The organism is Mycobacterium branderi (genome assembly GCF_010728725.1).
GTDB lineage: Bacteria > Actinomycetota > Actinomycetes > Mycobacteriales > Mycobacteriaceae > Mycobacterium > Mycobacterium branderi.
Map to the genome: position 1 here is coordinate 1,678,922 of NZ_AP022606.1, position 16,377 is coordinate 1,695,298.

The 16,377-nt window shown below is 67.1% G+C and carries 17 protein-coding genes, 3 tRNA genes and 2 pseudogenes; 8 read left to right on the plus strand and 14 right to left on the minus strand.

The window, feature by feature from the left end; genetic code table 11:
• Positions 1-15: 15 nt before the first annotated feature.
• The 5 genes from wzm to G6N47_RS08625 are packed head-to-tail and all read right to left on the minus strand — an operon-like array spanning position 16 to position 5,008.
• Complete coding sequence (gene wzm / locus G6N47_RS08605) at positions 16-846, minus strand: galactan export ABC transporter permease subunit Wzm/RfbD (protein ID WP_083133556.1); 831 nt, start codon at positions 844-846, stop codon at positions 16-18.
• Positions 843-1,730: a galactofuranosyltransferase GlfT1 gene (gene glfT1, locus G6N47_RS08610; RefSeq protein ID WP_083133557.1), complete on the minus strand. Its 888-nt coding sequence runs from the start codon at positions 1,728-1,730 to the stop codon at positions 843-845. The genes wzm and glfT1 overlap by 4 nt, the downstream gene beginning before the upstream one ends.
• Positions 1,727-2,518, minus strand: a complete 792-nt coding sequence (gene wzt / locus G6N47_RS08615; RefSeq protein WP_083133558.1) for a galactan export ABC transporter ATP-binding subunit Wzt/RfbE — start codon at positions 2,516-2,518, stop codon at positions 1,727-1,729. The genes glfT1 and wzt overlap by 4 nt, the downstream gene beginning before the upstream one ends.
• A 10-nt stretch (positions 2,519-2,528) precedes the next feature.
• Positions 2,529-3,059 carry a bacterial proteasome activator family protein gene (locus tag G6N47_RS08620; RefSeq protein WP_179966436.1) on the minus strand — a complete coding sequence of 177 codons (531 nt, stop codon included), beginning with the start codon at positions 3,057-3,059 and terminating at the stop codon, positions 2,529-2,531.
• Positions 3,053-5,008, minus strand: coding sequence for a DUF6541 family protein (locus G6N47_RS08625; RefSeq protein WP_083133559.1), 1,956 nt, complete (start codon positions 5,006-5,008; stop codon positions 3,053-3,055). Before G6N47_RS08625 ends, G6N47_RS08620 begins: the two co-directional genes overlap by 7 nt.
• Before the next feature lie 109 nt (positions 5,009-5,117).
• Here G6N47_RS08625 and G6N47_RS08630 point away from each other — a divergent pair, with 109 nt between their 5' ends.
• A complete protein-coding gene (locus tag G6N47_RS08630) occupies positions 5,118-6,314 on the plus strand; it encodes a cysteine desulfurase-like protein (RefSeq protein ID WP_083133560.1) in 1,197 nt (398 codons plus the stop codon).
• Here G6N47_RS08630 and G6N47_RS08635 read toward each other — a convergent pair.
• A complete protein-coding gene (locus G6N47_RS08635) occupies positions 6,303-7,286 on the minus strand; it encodes an NAD(P)H-quinone oxidoreductase (protein WP_197945472.1) in 984 nt (327 codons plus the stop codon). The two genes, G6N47_RS08630 and G6N47_RS08635, sit on opposite strands and share 12 nt — an antisense overlap.
• A gap of 66 nt (positions 7,287-7,352) precedes the next feature.
• On the opposite strand from G6N47_RS08635, the gene G6N47_RS08640 reads away from it, so the two are divergent.
• Positions 7,353-7,856 carry a MarR family winged helix-turn-helix transcriptional regulator gene (locus tag G6N47_RS08640; protein WP_083133562.1) on the plus strand — a complete coding sequence of 168 codons (504 nt, stop codon included), beginning with the start codon at positions 7,353-7,355 and terminating at the stop codon, positions 7,854-7,856.
• A gap of 20 nt (positions 7,857-7,876) precedes the next feature.
• A tRNA-Ser gene (locus G6N47_RS08645) sits at positions 7,877-7,963 on the plus strand.
• A gap of 37 nt (positions 7,964-8,000) precedes the next feature.
• Here G6N47_RS08645 and lipE read toward each other — a convergent pair.
• Positions 8,001-9,239: a lipase LipE gene (lipE, locus tag G6N47_RS08650; protein ID WP_083133563.1), complete on the minus strand. Its 1,239-nt coding sequence runs from the start codon at positions 9,237-9,239 to the stop codon at positions 8,001-8,003.
• A gap of 191 nt (positions 9,240-9,430) precedes the next feature.
• Here lipE and G6N47_RS29405 point away from each other — a divergent pair.
• Together G6N47_RS29405 and G6N47_RS29410 are read left to right on the plus strand one after the other, a co-directional pair.
• Positions 9,431-9,556 (plus strand): annotated as a pseudogene (locus G6N47_RS29405) (DivIVA domain-containing protein); the annotation flags it as partial.
• Positions 9,554-9,688: pseudogene (locus tag G6N47_RS29410) on the plus strand (DivIVA domain-containing protein); the annotation flags it as partial. The pseudogenes G6N47_RS29405 and G6N47_RS29410, both read left to right, overlap by 3 nt.
• Positions 9,689-9,710: 22 nt before the next feature.
• Here the strand turns inward: G6N47_RS29410 and G6N47_RS08660 are convergent.
• From G6N47_RS08660 to G6N47_RS08665, 3 genes are read right to left on the minus strand one after another with little or no spacing between them, the layout of a single operon-like run.
• Positions 9,711-10,817: an Rv2629 family ribosome hibernation factor gene (locus G6N47_RS08660; protein WP_083133564.1), complete on the minus strand. Its 1,107-nt coding sequence runs from the start codon at positions 10,815-10,817 to the stop codon at positions 9,711-9,713.
• 40 nt (positions 10,818-10,857) lie between these two features.
• Positions 10,858-11,034: a hypothetical protein gene (locus G6N47_RS29165; protein ID WP_169717275.1), complete on the minus strand. Its 177-nt coding sequence runs from the start codon at positions 11,032-11,034 to the stop codon at positions 10,858-10,860.
• Positions 11,035-11,062: 28 nt separating this feature from the next.
• The gene (locus tag G6N47_RS08665) at positions 11,063-11,887 is read right to left on the minus strand and encodes a crotonase/enoyl-CoA hydratase family protein (protein ID WP_083133565.1); all 825 of its coding nucleotides are present in this window, start codon (positions 11,885-11,887) and stop codon (positions 11,063-11,065) included.
• Between the two features lie 23 nt (positions 11,888-11,910).
• Here G6N47_RS08665 and G6N47_RS08670 point away from each other — a divergent pair, with 23 nt between their 5' ends.
• Entirely contained in the window at positions 11,911-12,492 is a 582-nt protein-coding gene (locus G6N47_RS08670; RefSeq protein ID WP_083133615.1) for a TIGR03086 family metal-binding protein, read from the plus strand.
• A 71-nt stretch (positions 12,493-12,563) separates the two neighbouring features.
• Here G6N47_RS08670 and G6N47_RS08675 read toward each other — a convergent pair whose 3' ends face one another.
• Both G6N47_RS08675 and hisC read right to left on the minus strand, forming a co-directional pair.
• A complete protein-coding gene (locus G6N47_RS08675) occupies positions 12,564-13,031 on the minus strand; it encodes a DUF4334 domain-containing protein (protein ID WP_083133566.1) in 468 nt (155 codons plus the stop codon).
• Positions 13,031-14,080 (minus strand): histidinol-phosphate transaminase, encoded by a 1,050-nt coding sequence (gene hisC, locus G6N47_RS08680; RefSeq protein ID WP_083133567.1) that lies wholly within the window; start codon positions 14,078-14,080, stop codon positions 13,031-13,033. Before hisC ends, G6N47_RS08675 begins: the two co-directional genes overlap by 1 nt.
• A gap of 86 nt (positions 14,081-14,166) precedes the next feature.
• On the opposite strand from hisC, the gene G6N47_RS08685 reads away from it, so the two are divergent.
• Positions 14,167-14,257, plus strand: a tRNA-Ser gene (locus G6N47_RS08685).
• A gap of 72 nt (positions 14,258-14,329) precedes the next feature.
• Positions 14,330-14,402: transfer RNA gene (locus G6N47_RS08690), tRNA-Arg, on the plus strand.
• A gap of 445 nt (positions 14,403-14,847) precedes the next feature.
• Here the strand turns inward: G6N47_RS08690 and G6N47_RS30295 are convergent.
• Positions 14,848-15,123 carry a nuclear transport factor 2 family protein gene (locus G6N47_RS30295; RefSeq protein ID WP_083133568.1) on the minus strand — a complete coding sequence of 92 codons (276 nt, stop codon included), beginning with the start codon at positions 15,121-15,123 and terminating at the stop codon, positions 14,848-14,850.
• The gene (locus G6N47_RS08700) at positions 15,123-16,376 is read right to left on the minus strand and encodes an amidohydrolase (RefSeq protein ID WP_083133569.1); all 1,254 of its coding nucleotides are present in this window, start codon (positions 16,374-16,376) and stop codon (positions 15,123-15,125) included. Before G6N47_RS08700 ends, G6N47_RS30295 begins: the two co-directional genes overlap by 1 nt.
• Between the last annotated feature and the right edge of the window lies 1 nt (position 16,377).

The window sequence follows — 16,377 nt, forward strand, 5'->3', positions numbered from 1 at the left end:
CTCGAGCATCAACGGCTACACCCAGTACGGCACGCGGGCGCGGTACTGCCGCATGGCAAACGCCGCGAAAACCCACCCCACGACCGTCAGCACCAGCACCACGGCCCAGTGCCGCAGCTCCTGATGGGCGCCCAGCAGCGGCGCTCGCACGATGTCGAGGTAGTGCAGCAGCGGGTTGAGCTCCACGATCTTGCCCCACCGGCCGGCCCCCTGCTGCCGCAGCGTGTCGTCGTTCCAGATGATCGGCGTCATGAAGAACAGCAACTGCACGACCGAAAACAGCAGGGGGCCGATGTCGCGGTAACGCGTCGCCAGGATGCCGAAACACAGTGACACCCACACCGCATTGAGCACGATCAACCCCAGCGCGGGGATCACCGACAGGTCGGCCCACGACCACGGTTTCGGATAGAGGATCGCGATCACGACATAGATGACGATGTTGTGCGCGAACAGGATTACCTGCCGCCACACCAGCCGGTAGACGTGCAGACTCAGCGGCGCCGGCAACTGCTTGATCAGGCCCTCGTTGGCGACGAACACGTCGGCGCCTTCCATGATCGCGGCGTTGATCAGGTTCCAGACGATCAGCCCGAGCGTCACGTAGGGCAGGTGCACCGCCAACTCGAGATGAAACAGCTTGGAGTACAAGCCGCCCATCGCGACGGCGGTGGTGCCGGTGGCGATCGTGATCCAGAAGGGGCCGAGCACCGAGCGGCGATACCGCTGCTTGATGTCCTGCCAGCCGAGGTGCAGCCACAGCTCGCGACGAGCGAACCCGTCGACCAAATCCCGCCAGGCCCGGGTCAACGTCTTGGACTCCGACGCGACATCCGTGATCGTCATGGCCTGCCGAACCTTTCTCGACGGCCCAAGCGCCGCAAGCGAATCCACTCCACCAGGCCGGCAACGTCGCGGCGGGACACCAGGAAGAACCAGCCGAACCGCAGCCACTCCTGGGCAAGGAGTCGACGCAGGCCCGGCTGTGAAAGCAGGTAGCCGCGGTTGCGGTAGGTGAAGAACCGCTTGGCCGGGTCTTCCGGATACTGGGTATGCATCCGCCCGCCCAGGATCGGCTTGAATTCCTCGGACCCGCACGGATGCAGATACACCGCGTCAAGGCAGGTGCCGAACGGCAGGCCGGAGCGCACCAGTCGGCGGTGGATCTCCACCTCGTCGCCGCGGATGAAGAGCCGCAGGTCGGGAACACCGATCGCGTCGAACGCCCAGGCCCGAAACAGCGCACCGTTGAACAACGACGCGATGCCAGGCAGCAGGTCCTGCCCTTCGGTCGTGCGCAGCTCGGCTGCGAACCGCCGCCACACCAACCCGCGGCGCAGCGGAAACGCCAGCCGCGCCGGGTCGTCGGCGTTGCACACCATCGGCGACACCTCGGCCAGGCCGTGCTTGTCGGCGCACGCCAGCAGCGTGGCCAGGACCTGGCTGTCGGCCGGGTGGCCGTCGTCGTCGGCGAGCCACACCCAGTCGGCGCCCAATGCCAACGCATGCAGGATGCCGAGCGCGAAACCGCCTGCGCCGCCGAGGTTTCGGCGAGACCCCAGATACGTCGTCGGGATCGGCTGGCCGGTTACCAGTTCGCGGGCCCGCTCCTCGTTGCCGTTGTCGACCACGATCAGGTGATCGGGCAGCCGGGTCTGCGTGACAAGAACATCGAGCGACTTGGCCAGCGTGTCGGGTCGCCGGTGGGTGACGACGACGGCGCAGATCATCCGGGCACCTCGTCGAGCACCTCGCGCACGTGCCGGGCGGCGTCCTCGCCCTCATAGGCGCGCACGACGTCTTCGATGCCGCCGGTCATCCGGATGGTGCCGTGGTCGATCCACATCGCGGTCTTGCACAGCCGCGCCAGAAATTCGTTGGAATGACTTGCGAAAACCAGGATTCCGGAGCGCTCGACTAGGCGCTGCAGCCGGGTCTGAGCCTTCTTCAGAAAGTCGGCGTCGACGGCGCCGATGCCCTCGTCGAGCAACAGGATCTCGGGGTCAATGCTGGTGACCACACCCATCGCGAGCCGCACCCGCATCCCGGTGGAATAGGTGCGCAGCGGCATCGACAGGTAGTCGCCGAGTTCGGTGAACTCGGCGATCTCGTCGACCTTGGCCAGCATCTGGCGGCGCGTCTGCCCGAGGAACAGCCCGCGGATGATGATGTTCTCGTAGCCGGAGATCTCCGGGTCCATGCCCACACCGAGATCGAAGACCGGCGCCACCCGGCCGGTGACCGACGCCGACCCGCGGGTGGGTTCGTAGATACCCGAAAGTAGCCGCAGCAGAGTCGATTTCCCGGCGCCGTTGTGCCCGACAAGGCCCACCCGGTCGCCCAGCTCCAGTGACAGCGTGATGTCGCGCAGCGCCTCGATGACGACGACGTTGGAGGTGTTGCGCCCGATCGTGCCGCCGGCCTTGCCCAGGAACGCCTTCTTCAGCGAGCGCGACTTGGCGTCGAAGATGGGAAACTCCACCCACGCGTTGCGCGTCTCGATGTGGGGTGCTGCCACGGACGTCTGCTTACAGGTACTGCCCGGTGCCCGACTGACCGTGTCCGCCGCGGCTGACCCCCGGCGGCAGGGCGCCGTGGCGCATCTGCTCGAGCTGCGCGCGGGCGGCCATCTGCTGGGCGAACAACGCGGTCTGGATTCCGTGGAACAGGCCTTCCAGCCAGCCGACCAGCTGAGCCTGCGCGATCCGCAGCTCGGCGTCCGACGGCGTGTTGTTGCTGAACGGCAGCGTCAACCGGTCGAGTTCTTCGCGCAGCTCCGGCGCCAGGCCCTCTTCGAGCTCGCGGATGCTGGTGGCGTGGATCTCGCGCAGCCGGTTGCGGCTGGCGTCGTCGAGCGGTGCGGCGCGGACCTCCTCGAGAAGCTGCTTGATCATCGTCCCGATCCGCATCACCTTGGCGGGCTGCTCGACCAGGTCGGTCAGCGACTGGTCATCGTCGTCGTCGGTCCGCTCGGCCATCAGCCGCGGGTCCACGCCGATGATCTCGACGTTGTCGTCGCTGTTGTCGGTACTCAATGCAGTCACCATCCTCGTCATGATTCAGAAGTCGCCGGGGTGCCGCGCCACTCGTAGATCCGGGCTTCGCCGTTGTCATAGATCTTCACCCACGACTTGGACTTCTCGAGTGAGACTAGCCCGTCGGGCATCGCGAACCCGCGGACCGTCGGCGTGCTGGTCAGGACGTAGCGGATATTGAGTACCCGGATCGCCTCGGCCGCTCGCGGATCGGTGTCGGCGTCGTCGGCATAGGCCCAGAAGTTGAACCGGTGGTAGCCGGGGCCCTGCTGCTGTGGGTAGTCGTAGTGCGTCCACAGCGGGTGCAGGCCGGCCACCGCGTACATCCAGGCGGTGCCGTCGGTGTTGCCGTTGCCGATCAGGGTGTTGCGGGCGCCGGGCAGCCGGGCCAGATATGCCATCGCCTCCAGATCGCGCTGGTCGATGATCACCGAGTCGTACTTGTCGCCGAACAAAAACCGGTGCCGCGGAAAGTAATGCCAGGTGCTGACGAGGATGGCTGCCAGCAGCAGCGCCGCGGTGACCGAGGCCAGCGCCGGGGCCGGCAGCCGCCGGCCCGCCAGCAGCCGGACCAACAATGTGACCACGGTGAACAGCCCGACACCCGCCATCAGCATCAGCAGCAGCGTCGTCGCCGCCGCGATCCGGCGCGGATCTTTGTAGAAGAACTCGCCGAACCCGCCGGCCAGCCGCCCGATCGGGCCGCCCAAGGGTGTTCCGGCGTCGACGTTCACCACGATCAGCAGCAGCCACACCGCCAGCGGCCACCAGATCCTGCGGACCAGCAGCACGAACCCGCCGACCGCCGTTACCAGGATCAGCGCGTACTGCACCGGGAAGTCGTTGAGGTGGCGAGAATGCTGGAACACCGCGTCGAACAGCCCGCGCTTCTTGGACAGGTAGGTCAGAAAGGAGTGCCCCGCGATGATGTCCTCCTGCTGCCTGACCGCCCAGAACTGCGGCAGCAGCACCAGCGCCGTCGGCACCGCGACGGCGGCCAGAGTCCACACGTCGGCGAGCCGGCCGCGCACCGGCTGCCACAGCGTCTCCAGCAGCCACCACGCCGCCAGCAACAGCACGACGACGACGCCGCCGGTGATGTGCACCGAAAAGACACCGACGAGCGCCAGCACCGCCAGCGGGATGCGGTCGCGGTGCCGCAGCGTGGAGGTGATCAGCGCGAACGCGGGCACCGCGAGTCCGTAGGCGGTCAGGTTGGGCATCGCGGCGGTGTCGAACTCCACGTAGGGCACCGCAGTGAACGACGCCGACAGCGCCGCCGCGGTGGCGGCCGCCCCGGCGGTGCGCCATTCGCTGGTGTGGGTGCGCAGCACCCGCCAGGTGAGCACGGCCGCGCTGATCGGAAACAGCCAGATCGCCGCCGCCAGCGAGCTCAGCGTGTAGCCGGTGGTGGCGGCCACACCGGTCAGCTGGCAGTCCACCGCGGCCAGCGCGTGAAACGCCGACGGGTAGTACAGCAGCGCGTGGGTTTCCACGTTGCGCAACTCACCCATGTGGGTCGACGAGGCCTGCCCGGTGTCGAGGATGAACCTGACGGTGTTGGCGTGCCAGACGGCGTCCCAGGTGCTGGGGATCGATTGCCAGTGCGGGATGCCGCGCAGCGCCGCGTACCAGATCAACAGCACGCCCAGCAGCACACCGGCCGCCACAGTGGCGGCCGGCCAGCCCGTCACGGCCCGCGATTCGCCTTCGGTATCGCGGTAGCGGGCCAGCAGCACCCGCAAACCTGCCACCACCACGGTGACGACGACCAGAGCCGCGAGCGCTGTCCAAGCGTTCCAAGGGATTCCGACGGCGCCGAACGGGATGATGGCCAGCGCCACAACGCCGTAGGTCAAGGCGGGGCCAACCGCGATCGAGATGGGCCAAGTTAGCTGAGCGCTGCGTGCGACGATTGCCCCCGGCACTATCAGCAAAAACAAGGCGATTAGCGTTCCGAAGGTCAGCCCCACTCGACTAGTATGGCTGGCCGGGTGACCTGGCTCGGGACGGCGGGGACGTATCTGGGCGCCCCGCTACTGTCGCGGTTTGCGGAATTGCGGGAACTCTAAGGTGGCTGGCATGGCATACGACGTCGCCCGGGTGCGCGGACTACACCCCTCGCTGGGTGATGGTTGGGTGCACTTCGACGCGCCGGCCGGGATGCTGATCCCGGACTCGGTGGCCACCACCGTGTCGACGGCTTTTCGCGGCTCGTTCCCCAGCCCCGCCGGCCCGCATCCGTCGGCGCAGCGCAGCGCCGCCGTGTTGGAGGCGGCACGCCAGGCGGTGGCCGATCTGGTCAACGCCGACCCGGGCGCAGTGGTGCTCGGGGCCGATCGCGCGGTTTTGCTGTCGTCGTTGGCCGACGCGTCGTCTTCGCGAGCAGGGCTGGGTTACGAGGTGATTGTCACCCGCCTCGACGACGAGGCGAATATCGCGCCGTGGCTGCGCGCAGCAAACCGATTCGGCGCCAAGGTGAAGTGGGCCGAGGTCGACATCGAGACCGGTGAGCTGCCGACGTGGCAGTGGGAGAGCCTGATCGGCAAGTCGACGCGCCTGGTTGCGTTGACGTCGGCGTCGGGGACGCTGGGCACCATCACCGATCTGCGCCCGGTGACCAAGCTGATCCACGACGTCGGTGGTTTGGTGGTGGTCGACCACTCGGCGGCCGCACCGTATCGACTGATCGACATCAACGAGATCGACGCCGACGTGGTGGCCGTCAACGCGGTGGGGTGGGGCGGTCCGCCCATCGGGGCGTTGGTGTTTCGCGAACCGGCGCTGATCAATTCGTTCGGCTCGGTGTCGACGAATCCGCACGCCACGGGGCCGGCGCGACTCGAACTCGGCGTGCACCAGTACGGCTTGCTGGGCGGGTTGGTCCGCAGCATCGAATACCTGGCCTCGCTGGACGAGTCGGCACACGGCACCCGGCGCGAAAGACTCGTCGTGTCAATGGAATCCGCCGCTGCCTACATGAGCCAGATATTCGACTACTTGATGACGTCACTGCGGTCGCTGCCGTTGGTGGTGGTCATCGGTCAGCCCGAGTCGCGCATACCGGTGGTCAGCTTCGCCGTGCACGAGGTACCCGCCGAGCGGGTGGTACAGCGGTTGGCGGACAACGGGATTCTGGCGATCGCCAATGCCAGCTCGAGGGTGCTCGACGTGATCGGGGTCAACGATGTCGGTGGCGCGGTGACCGTGGGGCTGGCGCACTACTCGACGATGTCCGAGGTCGACCAATTGGTACGCGCGCTGGCCTCACTGGGCTAGCGTCAGCACGATCTTCCCGGTCACCCGCCCCGACGACAGCATCCGGTGGGCCTCCGCGGCTTGCTGGATCGGCATGCGCGCGCCGATGACGGGCCGAACGCGGCCGTCGGCAATCATCGGCCACACCGACTCCACCACCGCGGCCACGATGGCACTCTTGCCGTGCGGGCCGTCGACGGGACGGCCCCGCAACGCCGTTCCGATGACCCGTGCCCGTTTGCTGACCAGCTTGCCGAGGTTGAGCTCGCCCTTGACGCCGCCCTGCATGCCGATGACCACCAGCTGGCCGTCGCTGGCCAGTGCATCGATATTGCGGTCCAGATAGGCGGCGCCGATGATGTCCAGGATCACGTCGGCGCCCGCGCCATCGGTCGCGTCTTTCACCCGGGACACGAAGTCCTCGTCGCGGTAGGCGATGGTCACCTCGGCACCAAGTTCGCGGCAGAGTTCCAGCTTGGGCGGCGAACCTGCGGTGATCGCGACCCGAGCCCCCAGCTCCCGGGCGATCTGGATGGCGTGTGTGCCCACGCCGCTGGCCCCGCCATGGATCAGGATCAGCTGGCCCTCGCCCAGGTGTGCCGTCAACACCAGGTTCGACCACACCGTGCACGTCACTTCCGGCAGCCCCGCGGCGTCGAGCAGATCGACACCGTCCGGAATCGGCAGAAGCTGACCAGCGGGAACGGCGACGTATTCGGCGTAGCCGCCGCCCGCCAGCAAAGCGCAGACTTCTTGCCCGACCGACCATCCGGTGACGCCGTCGCCTACCTCGGCGACCACCCCCGAGACCTCCAGGCCCAGCAGCTCGCTGGCGCCCGGCGGTGGCGGGTAATGGCCGGCGGCTTGCAGCACGTCCGCCCGATTGACGCCGACGGCGCTGACCTTGACCAGCACCTCGCCACGGTCCGGCTTGACGTCGGGGACCTCCTGCCACAGGAGTTGATCGGCGGATTCGGCAACGATCGCATGCATGGCCGCCACGCTACTACCTGCGTATTCCGGCTGTTCCAAAAGCCATGTGTCGCATAGCATGACGTAATGGGCGGCCTGATCGACGGCCGGACAGCCAGTGAGATGCCCGGGCTGGATATCGCTGAACAGAAGTCGTGGCAGAACTTCTTGGATTCGGCGTTGCGGTTGTATGCGACGCTCAATCGCCGGCTGACCGAGGCGCACCAGCTGTCGCTGTTTGATGTCCGGGTGCTCGAGATGCTCGAAAACGCGCCCGCCGGGTCAGCGCGGATGGGGGACTTGGCCGAGGCGTTGTCGTCGCTGCCGAGCCGGCTGACCCGGCAGATCCGTCGCCTGGAGGTCCAGGGCTTGGTGCGGCGTGAGGCCAGCCGCGACGATCGGCGCGGGGTAGTGGCCAGCATCACCGATGAGGGGCGAACGGCGGCACACGAGGCCATGGTCACTTACGCCCAAGGCGTACGGACCCATTTCCTGGGCCAGTTGTCGCGGTCGCAGATCACCGCGATGGGCGAGAACTGCCGGCGCATCAGCACCGCGCTGAAGTTGTCCGGCCGGTCGTCGAAGCTCTGACCCCCGTTACGCTTGTCGGCGGTGGCGTGGCAGAGCGGCCTAATGCACTCGCCTTGAAAGCGAGAGACGGCTAAAACCGTCCGGGGGTTCAAATCCCTCCGCCACCGCTGAATCCGGTCAGACCTGGTCGGCTGTGTATGAGACTCAGCGATCCCGCGGGATCTCGGCGGCAATGAGGTCCATCAGCGCGGTGTAACGCTTGGGCGCTACATCCTTGCCGGGCTTGCCGCTGCTGACCAGGCCCGCCGCCAGCTTGCGCTCGGGGTCGGCCCAGATGGCGCAGTTGACCAGGCCCAGGTGGCCGAACGCCGCCGGCGCGTTACGACCGAACGGCCCGAACCTGGTGGAGCCCAACATGAATCCGCTACCCCAGCGCAGCGGCGCCCCTCCGGTCGCGACATCAGGTCGCAGCCGACGGCATTCGCGCACCGCGCCGTGCAATGTCTCGGGCTGCATGACCCGCACGCCGTCGAGTTCGCCGCCGCGGCGCCAGATCTCGGCGAAGCGGGAGAGCTCGTAGGCGTTCGACACGGTGTTCGACGACGGGACAACCGTGGTGAGGAACAACGGTGTGTTGGTGAGCGGGATGATCTGGTGGACGGTTCCGCCGATCGCCTTGCGGAAGGCTACCGCGATCGGGGCGGGTAGTTGCCTGCCGGTGGCGTGGCTGGGTGCGACGAGCGGCAGATCTTGTTCTGCCACACCGAAATTGGTCCATCGGAAGCCCAGCGGATCGAGGATCTCGGTGGCCAGAATCTCGCGGATGTCCTTGCCTGCGGCGGCATAGACGATCTCGCGCATCAGCGGACCCCACGTCAGCGCGTGGTAGATGTGGATCAGCCCCGGCCGGTACAGCGGCCGCAGCTTGCCCAGCTGTTCCTGCGCGTACTCGTGGTCGTCTGCCCGGTTGAGGTCCGGCCTGGGTCCGGTGGGGAACGGGACTCCGGCGCTGTGCGTCAGCACGTGCCGGATCGTGGTGCGGTCCTTGCCGTGGCTGGTGTAGGTCGGAATGTAGTCGCACACGCGGTCGTCGAGCGAGAACTGGCCACGTTCGACCAGCATGTGCACCACGGTGGCGGTGATCGCCTTGGCCGTCGAGTACACGCAGAACGGGGTATCGGTCCTGACGGGAGTCTTCTCGGCGTCGGGCGGATCGGTCGGGGCGTTGCCCCACGCGTGCCCGATCGCGCGGTTGAGCACCACCTTGCCGTCGTGCCACAGGCACAGCTGGATCGCGGGATGCATCCCCGCCTGGTACCAGTAGCGGGCCGCCTGCCAGATGCGCTCGACTGCCGCGGGATCGATCCCGGACTTGTCCTCGTCACCGATCGCGGTGACCGCGTCGAGGTCGGCCGGGACGCGGATCCTGCCGTCGTCAGTCATACGTGCCCTCTCTGCGAAAGTGAGGTGATCTTCCTCCGCGAGGTTACGGCCCCACGTACGCTCTCGTTGTTTCGGCTGAGGAGGGTGCCATGCCGTTGTTCGGGAAGCGTCGGCCCGCGGTGACGACGTCCGGGTCGGGTTACGAGGCACCGCCGCTCGAACAGATGCGTGACCAGCCGGCGTCGGGCGTAATGCCGCACGCCGGCCTTACGCCCGACGATGTCCGCAGTGTGGCGTTCAGCAAGCCGGCGATCGGTAAGCGCGGTTACAACGAAGACGAGGTCGACGCGTTCCTGGACCGCGTCGAAGAAGCGCTGCGAAATCCGCGAGCGAGCACTCTCACTGCCGCAGATGTTCGCGGTGTGGCGTTCAACAAGCCGCCGATCGGCAGGCGTGGTTACAACGAAGACGAGGTCGACGCATTTCTGGACCGCGTCGAGAAAGAACTGCAGCAGCGCCGCTGAACGCGCATCAGTGCAGCGTCGGCGCGTAGCGCAGCACCGCGCCCACGCCGTCGGCGGGCGCGATGCGTTCGTCGGTGCGCACCAGCGACGCGCCGACCGAGACCGCGAACAGCGGCAGCGCCTCGTCGGCCCGCAGCATGCGATCGGCCGCGGCGCCCTGCTCGGACAGCACGTCCGCGTTGGGTGCGACGGTCGTCAGCTGCTGGTCGGCGACCACCGTTTCGTCGCCGATGTCGCCGATGATCAGGGTTTCCACCGCGCCCTGACGCAACGCCGAGCACACCGGCCCGAGCCCTTCGGCGGCCAGCCCGGACTGGCGGCCGATCTCGGCCGCAAACCGCTCGGCGGCGTCGTCGAGGACCGCCAATCGACGCTTGAGCAGCTCCTGCTCGATCGCCTCCTGCACCTCGTCGAAGTCGTGGCCGCTGTGGCGCGCGCCCACCTCCAAGGGCACCGCCCGCGCCTTGACCCGGTCGGCCAACGTCGTCAACAGATCCGAACGAGACCGCACCTCACCCACCACGAAAACAATGTCGGCGCCGGCGTCGTCGACCAACTCCGCAACACGGTCGGCCACGGCGCGCACGTTCTTGCGGGCCGCCTCATCGGTGCGCAGCTGCGGATCGCCGTAGCCGGCGGTCTCAGCACCCGACGCCTTGTGCACCGGATAGCCGCCGCCGTCAACGGTTTCCGAGCTGAGCGTGCCCTCGACGTGCACGGTGATGTCGGCCCCGGTGTGGTCGACGGCCACCAGCACGTAATTGGCCTCCTCGAAGCCGTGCTCGACGATCGGAACGATGTAGGGCAGCTCCGACACCCGCACGATGGGCGCGGCGGTGGGGCGCAGCAGGTGTTCGTTGAGGACGACGCCGTCGGCGCCGGCGATGATGCCGCGCCCGCTGCGCCCGATCGGCGGCCGCAGGTCCGTCACGGCACGCTCGATGTCGGCGATGACGGATTCGTCGACGCCCTGCTCGTCGAGCTGTTCACGCATGCCGCGCCACTTGAGGTCGAGCTGCGCGGCGGCGTCCGGGGTGTCGTGGGTGTCCTCGAAGTAGACCGATGCGAACGGCCCTTTGGTGGTCAGCAGCGGGCGGAAGCGTTCCGAATCCATGCCTGTTTGGGTTGCCCGCGGGCGGCGCGGACAAACGAGCTCACTCGGTGTGTTCGAAGAACCGCCACTCGCCGTCGATGTTGACCTCCATCCGCCAGCCAAGCTCGTCCTTTTGAGCCTTCTGGTCGACGAACCAGGCGTGCGCGTCGTCGGCGCTGGCGATGTCTTTGGTGGCGACGACCTCGCCGTGCGGGTTGATCACTCGGTAGGTGGACATACCCGAGGGTTCCCGCGTTCGCGTCGTCTTACTCCCCGGTGAACTCCGGTGGCCGCTTGGCGAACGTCGCAGCAATGCCCTCGGACAGATCCTTGGACGGCAGGAACGCGGCATTCCACGCCGCCACGTAGCGCAGGCTCGCCGACACCGCCGAAATGCGTTGCTGGTCAAGGACATCCTTGATTCCGTGGACGGTCAGCGGCGGGTTGGCGGCGATCTCGGCGGCGGTGGCGTGCGCGGCGGCCAGGCAGGCGTCGGCGTCGTCGAACACGTCGTTGACCAAGCCGATCTTCTCCGCGCGGGCGGCGTCGATGTCCTTGCCGGTCAGCGCCAGTTCCCGCAGGTGGCCGTCGTTCAAGATCAGCGGCAGCCGGGCGAGGCTCCCGACGTCGGCGACGATCGCCAGCTTGACCTCGCGCACGGAGAACTTGGCGTCGGCGCTGGCGTAGCGGATGTCCACCGCCGAGATCAGGTCGACGCCGCCGCCGATGCACCAGCCGTGCACCGAGGCGATGGTCGGCGTGCGGCAGTCGGCCACGGCGCTGATCGCCTTCTGCATGCGCAGCACCGTTTGGTGGAAGTCGGCCCGCGGCCGCGCCGACGCGCCCTCGGTCATGACGCCGGCCAGCGACCCGCCCATGGCCGGCAGATCAAGGCCGTAGCTGAAGTTGCGGCCCGATCCGGTCAAAACGATGGCCCGCACATCACGGTCGGCGTCGAGTTCGGCGAACACCTCGGGCATCTCCGACCAGAACGCCGGCCCCATCGCGTTGCCCTTGCCCGGCCCGATCAGCGTGACCTGCGCGACGTGGTCTTTGGTTTCGACTGTGACGGATTCGTACGGCTGGCCCATGCGCAGACCGTACCGTGGACCTCATGCCTTCCGACCTGCGGCCCGGCCCCGACTCACCGCCCACCGACGAGCTCGCCAGCGCAGAAGCCACGCTCGGCGTACTGCAGCGCGTCCTGCATCCGATCGCGCGCGACGACCTGGCCAAACCCACCCCGTGTTCGGAATTCGACGTGGCGAAGCTGACCGATCATCTGCTGAACTCCATCACCGTTATCGGCGGCGCGGCCGGTGCGCAGTTCCCCGACCGCGACCCCGACGACTCGGTGGAGCGGCAGATCATCGGCGCGGCCCGGCCCGCGCTGGACGCCTGGCATCACCGCGGCCTGGACGGCACGGTGACGATCGGGTCCAACGAGTTGCCGGCCAAGCTGGCCGCCGGCATCTTGTCGCTCGAATTCCTGGTCCACGCTTGGGATTACGCGAAGGCGACCGGTCATCAGGTCGACGCCGCGGAGTCGGTTGCCGACTACGTGCTGGGGCTGGCGAAGAAAAACATTACGCCGCAAGGCCGTTCGGCGGTGGGTTTCGACGACCCGGTCGAGGTTGCCGACAATGCGCCGGCCCTGGACCGGCTGATCGCCTTTACCGGGCGGCAGCCCCGTTAGCTCACCGAGCGTGAAGCCAGGTTCACACTCGACCTCGAGAGTGAACTCAGCTTCACTCTCGAGCTTCAGCGCTACACCCGCTCGAGGTAAAAGTAGAAGTACCGGCCGTTGTCGACGACGCCCTTGCCGTTCATGATGCCCATCACGGCGTTGTCGTCGATCCTCTTGAAGTGGTCGTGGACCGGCTGGCCGTCGTAGACCATGGTTGCGGTGACCTCGCCGCGGAACTCCTCGAGCCACAGGCTGGCTTCGCCCTTGCCCATCTTGACGTTGGAGAACCGGTTGCCGTCGTCGTCGAGACACACCAGCGGCTGCACGTCAGTGGCCGAGTTGAACGTCTTGCCGAACCAGCGGGCCTTCTCGAGTTGGCCGTTCATTCGGTGGCCGGTGACGAACTCGCCGCCCTTCCACTCGCCGAGCATGCCGTCGATGGTGGCCGGCGGCAGGCTTGCCCAGTAGTCGTCGAGCTCGGCGTCGGCGATGGGGCCGGTGCGCTCCTTGAATTCGGTGAACTTCTTGCGGGCCAACTCGTTGCTCATCAAATCCATCCTTTCGCGAACCGCAGCAAGGCGTCATTTTCCTCCGGAGCGCCGATCGTGACCCGCACACCGTCGTTGGCGAACGGCCGCACCACAATTCGAGCATCGGCGGCCTGTTCCACGAAATCCGCTGTGCGTTCGGCCAGCGGCAGCCAGATGAAGTTGGCCTGGGACGGCGGCAGCGTGAAACCGGCGTCGCGCAGTGCACACGAAACCCGCTCACGTTCGGCGACGACGGCGTCGGTACGCGCCAATAGCTCGTCGGCGGCGTCCAGCGAAGCGATGGCCGCCGCCTGCGAGACGTTGGTCAACGTGAACGGCACCACGACCTTGTCCAGTGCCGCGATCACATCCGGGTCGCCGACCGCATAACCCACCCGCAATCCGGCCAGCCCGTAGGCCTTCGAAAACGTCCGCAGCACAACAACATTGGGATACGCGCGGACCAGCCCCAGACTGTCGGGCAGCATGCCGTCGCGGATGTACTCCACATAGGCCTCGTCGATGGCGATCAGGACGTCAGAGGGCACCGCCTCGACGAACCGGGTCAGCGCATCGGGGTCGACGACCGTGGAGGTCGGGTTGTTCGGATTGCACACGAAGATCAGCCGCGTGCGGTCGGTGACCGCCGCGAGCATGGCATACAGGTCGTAGGTCTCGTCGCGCAGCGCAACCTCGACGGGACTGGCGCCGGCCACCCGCACCTGCAGCGGATACATCCCGAAGCTGCGCCACCCGTAGAGCACCTCGTCACCGACCGACGCCGTGGCCTGGATGAGCCGTTGGCACAGCGCCACCGAACCGCAGCCGACGGTGATCTGCTCGGGCGCGAAGGCCCCGAGATGTTGCGCCAGCCGTAACCGGAGGTCGACGTTGTGGTTGTCGGGGTAGCGGTTGACGTCGTCGGCGGCCTGGGCGATCGCAGCGCGCACGCTGGGCAGCGGCCCGTGCACGGTCTCGTTGCTGGCGAGCTTGATCGTGCCCGGGATCGTCTTGCCCTCGACGTAGGGCGCCACCTCGGCCAGCTCAGGGCGCAGGCGGGCGGGCATTTAGACAGCATATGTGGGGGCTGTGTACGCTGTGCTCCGCGGCGGTTCCGGGGCTCGAGTCGGGTCCGGTACCCTCAGAAATCCAAGGAGGCGTGCCAGAGCGGCCGAATGGGACTCACTGCTAATGAGTTGTCCTCTTACCGGGGACCGGAGGTTCAAATCCTCTCGCCTCCGCCAACGAGGCGATCGCGAGTGCGGCGTAAGCCGGGCGAAGCGGGTCGCCACAATGTACGAGACAAGTGAACACAGGCGCCCGTAGCTCAACGGATAGAGCATCTGACTACGGATCAGAAGGTTGGGAGTTCGAATCTCTTCGGGCGCGCTCAGGGCAGGCGCGCTCAGGGCATGATGCGCGGGGCCGTGGCGTCGGCTCGGCTCTTATCAACCGCTTTGCTGGACGAGCTCGCCGCGACGGACTGCAACTAATGCCGGTTACCGAAATCATTCGCAGTTGGCCTCCGACGTGAACCCAGCCATTAACCGCAGGCAGATCGACGAACCGGCAGTTCCAGCGCGTGTCAGCCTCGAGACCTAGCTTGAACTTACGTAGATGTAATTCAGGAAAACTCGCGTAAACCTGAACATTTGGCCCGCAATTCAAGATAGCCTGCATGTCTGGCCAGCTCGTTCAGGAAATGGCCTTAAACTTGAATGGTGGATCTGGACGCGGTACGTCAATCGCCGATCGGCGAGCTGGTACCGATCAGCGGAACCGATCCGTGGACTATGAAGACCTGGGAATACTGGGCCTATGTGCCGGATCCACTTCAGCAACTTCCGGTACTTACGCCACGCGCGCTTGCGCTTTCCGCCAAGGCAGGCGCGGCGGTGGCTCGTCTCGATGAGCTCACCTGTCCACCCATCGCCATGAAGCCGGAAACCGTCGCCGCGATCGGGTCCCTGCCCTCGACCGGATCCATCGGGATGTTGTGATACACCGCGTTGTCGCTGAAATAAGACGCAACCCGAGCCGCGTCTTTGGTCGCCCAGGCCGATGCGAACACGGTCATGAACTCCTGGATCGTTTCCGTAGGAGTTGTCATCAGTTACCCAGCAACTCCAGCATCACCTGGCTGGCGACTTTGGCCCCGAACGGGATCGCAGCAAGGTCGACGACGTAGTCGGGGCTGTGCGGCGAATACGGGAACATCTTGCCGGCCGCCCATGCCTCGGCGCACACCTGCGGGTCGGCGACACCGACGAACAGATACGACAGCGGCAGATCGCGATGCGGGCCCGCGAGCTGGCCGAAGTCCTCCGAAGCCGTCACCGGCGGAACCGTGGTCAGCACATTGCCGGTTCCGAGTGTCCGTCCCAGCGCTGCCGCCAGCCGCTCGGTGAGCGCGCCGTCGTTGACCAGGGGCGGTGAGCCGCTCTGCACGGTGACCACCGGCAGCTGATCGTCGGGCATGCCGTAGCCGCGGGCGATGCCTTCGCAGATCGCCTTGACGCCGGACAGCATCTGCTCCCGCACCGCCGGGTTGAACCACCGCAGATTGGCCTTCAGCAGCGCCCGGTCGGGGATCACGTTGTGAGCCGAACCGGCCTGCACCGAGCCGACCGTCAGCACCGCGGCTTCGTGCGGCGGGATCATCCGGCTCACGATGCTCTGAAACTGCACGACGGCCAACGCCGCCATCAACACCGGATCCTTGGCCAGCTGTGGCAGCGACCCGTGACCACCGACGCCCTTGAACTCGATGTCGACCTGGTCGGTACCGGCCATTGCCGGACCGCCCGAGGCGGCCAGCATGCCGACCGGCCCGGGCGCGGTGTGCATGCCGACGAGGCAATCCGGCTTGGGCACCACCTCGTAGAGCCGGTCGTCGACCATGGCCTGCGCGCCGGCGATCAGCTCCTCGGCTGGCTGCGCGACCAGCACCGCGGTGCCCGACCACGCGTCCCTGGTCTGCGTCAGCACTCGCGCCATCCCCAGCATCCACGTGACGTGAGCGTCGTGGCCGCAAACATGCGCGACGGGTGACTCGCTGCCGTTGCGCCGGACCCGCACCGTGCTGGCGTAGTCCAGTCCGGTGGCTTCCTCGACCGGAAGTGCGTCCATGTCGGCGCGATACATGACGGTGGGCCCGGACCCGTTGCCCAGGATCGCCGCGACGCCGGTGCCGCCGATCCCGGTCGTCACCGCGAAACCCAGCTCGGTCAGCTCCTGCGCGACGATTCCCGCGGTGCGGGTCTCGGCGAAACCGAGCTCGGGATGACGGTGGATGTCCTTGAACACCTCGACAAGCCGCGCCGAATCCGCGTCCACCAGCGTGTCGATGAGCTGCTGCGACATC

What these genes read in the sequence shown, in the direction of transcription:
- wzm (WP_083133556.1), bottom strand. Translation starts at nt 846, where the DNA reads ATGACGATCACGGATGTCGCGTCGGAGTCCAAGACGTTGACCCGGGCC.
- glfT1 (WP_083133557.1), bottom strand. Translation starts at nt 1,730, where the DNA reads ATGATCTGCGCCGTCGTCGTCACCCACCGGCGACCCGACACGCTGGCC.
- G6N47_RS08630 (WP_083133560.1), top strand. Translation starts at nt 5,118, where the DNA reads ATGGCATACGACGTCGCCCGGGTGCGCGGACTACACCCCTCGCTGGGT.
- G6N47_RS08635 (WP_197945472.1), bottom strand. Translation starts at nt 7,286, where the DNA reads ATGCATGCGATCGTTGCCGAATCCGCCGATCAACTCCTGTGGCAGGAG.
- G6N47_RS08640 (WP_083133562.1), top strand. Translation starts at nt 7,353, where the DNA reads ATGGGCGGCCTGATCGACGGCCGGACAGCCAGTGAGATGCCCGGGCTG.
- lipE (WP_083133563.1), bottom strand. Translation starts at nt 9,239, where the DNA reads ATGACTGACGACGGCAGGATCCGCGTCCCGGCCGACCTCGACGCGGTC.
- G6N47_RS08660 (WP_083133564.1), bottom strand. Translation starts at nt 10,817, where the DNA reads ATGGATTCGGAACGCTTCCGCCCGCTGCTGACCACCAAAGGGCCGTTC.
- G6N47_RS29165 (WP_169717275.1), bottom strand. Translation starts at nt 11,034, where the DNA reads ATGTCCACCTACCGAGTGATCAACCCGCACGGCGAGGTCGTCGCCACC.
- G6N47_RS08665 (WP_083133565.1), bottom strand. Translation starts at nt 11,887, where the DNA reads ATGGGCCAGCCGTACGAATCCGTCACAGTCGAAACCAAAGACCACGTC.
- G6N47_RS08670 (WP_083133615.1), top strand. Translation starts at nt 11,911, where the DNA reads ATGCCTTCCGACCTGCGGCCCGGCCCCGACTCACCGCCCACCGACGAG.
- G6N47_RS08675 (WP_083133566.1), bottom strand. Translation starts at nt 13,031, where the DNA reads ATGAGCAACGAGTTGGCCCGCAAGAAGTTCACCGAATTCAAGGAGCGC.
- hisC (WP_083133567.1), bottom strand. Translation starts at nt 14,080, where the DNA reads ATGCCCGCCCGCCTGCGCCCTGAGCTGGCCGAGGTGGCGCCCTACGTC.
- G6N47_RS30295 (WP_083133568.1), bottom strand. Translation starts at nt 15,123, where the DNA reads ATGACAACTCCTACGGAAACGATCCAGGAGTTCATGACCGTGTTCGCA.
- G6N47_RS08700 (WP_083133569.1), bottom strand. Translation starts at nt 16,376, where the DNA reads ATGTCGCAGCAGCTCATCGACACGCTGGTGGACGCGGATTCGGCGCGG.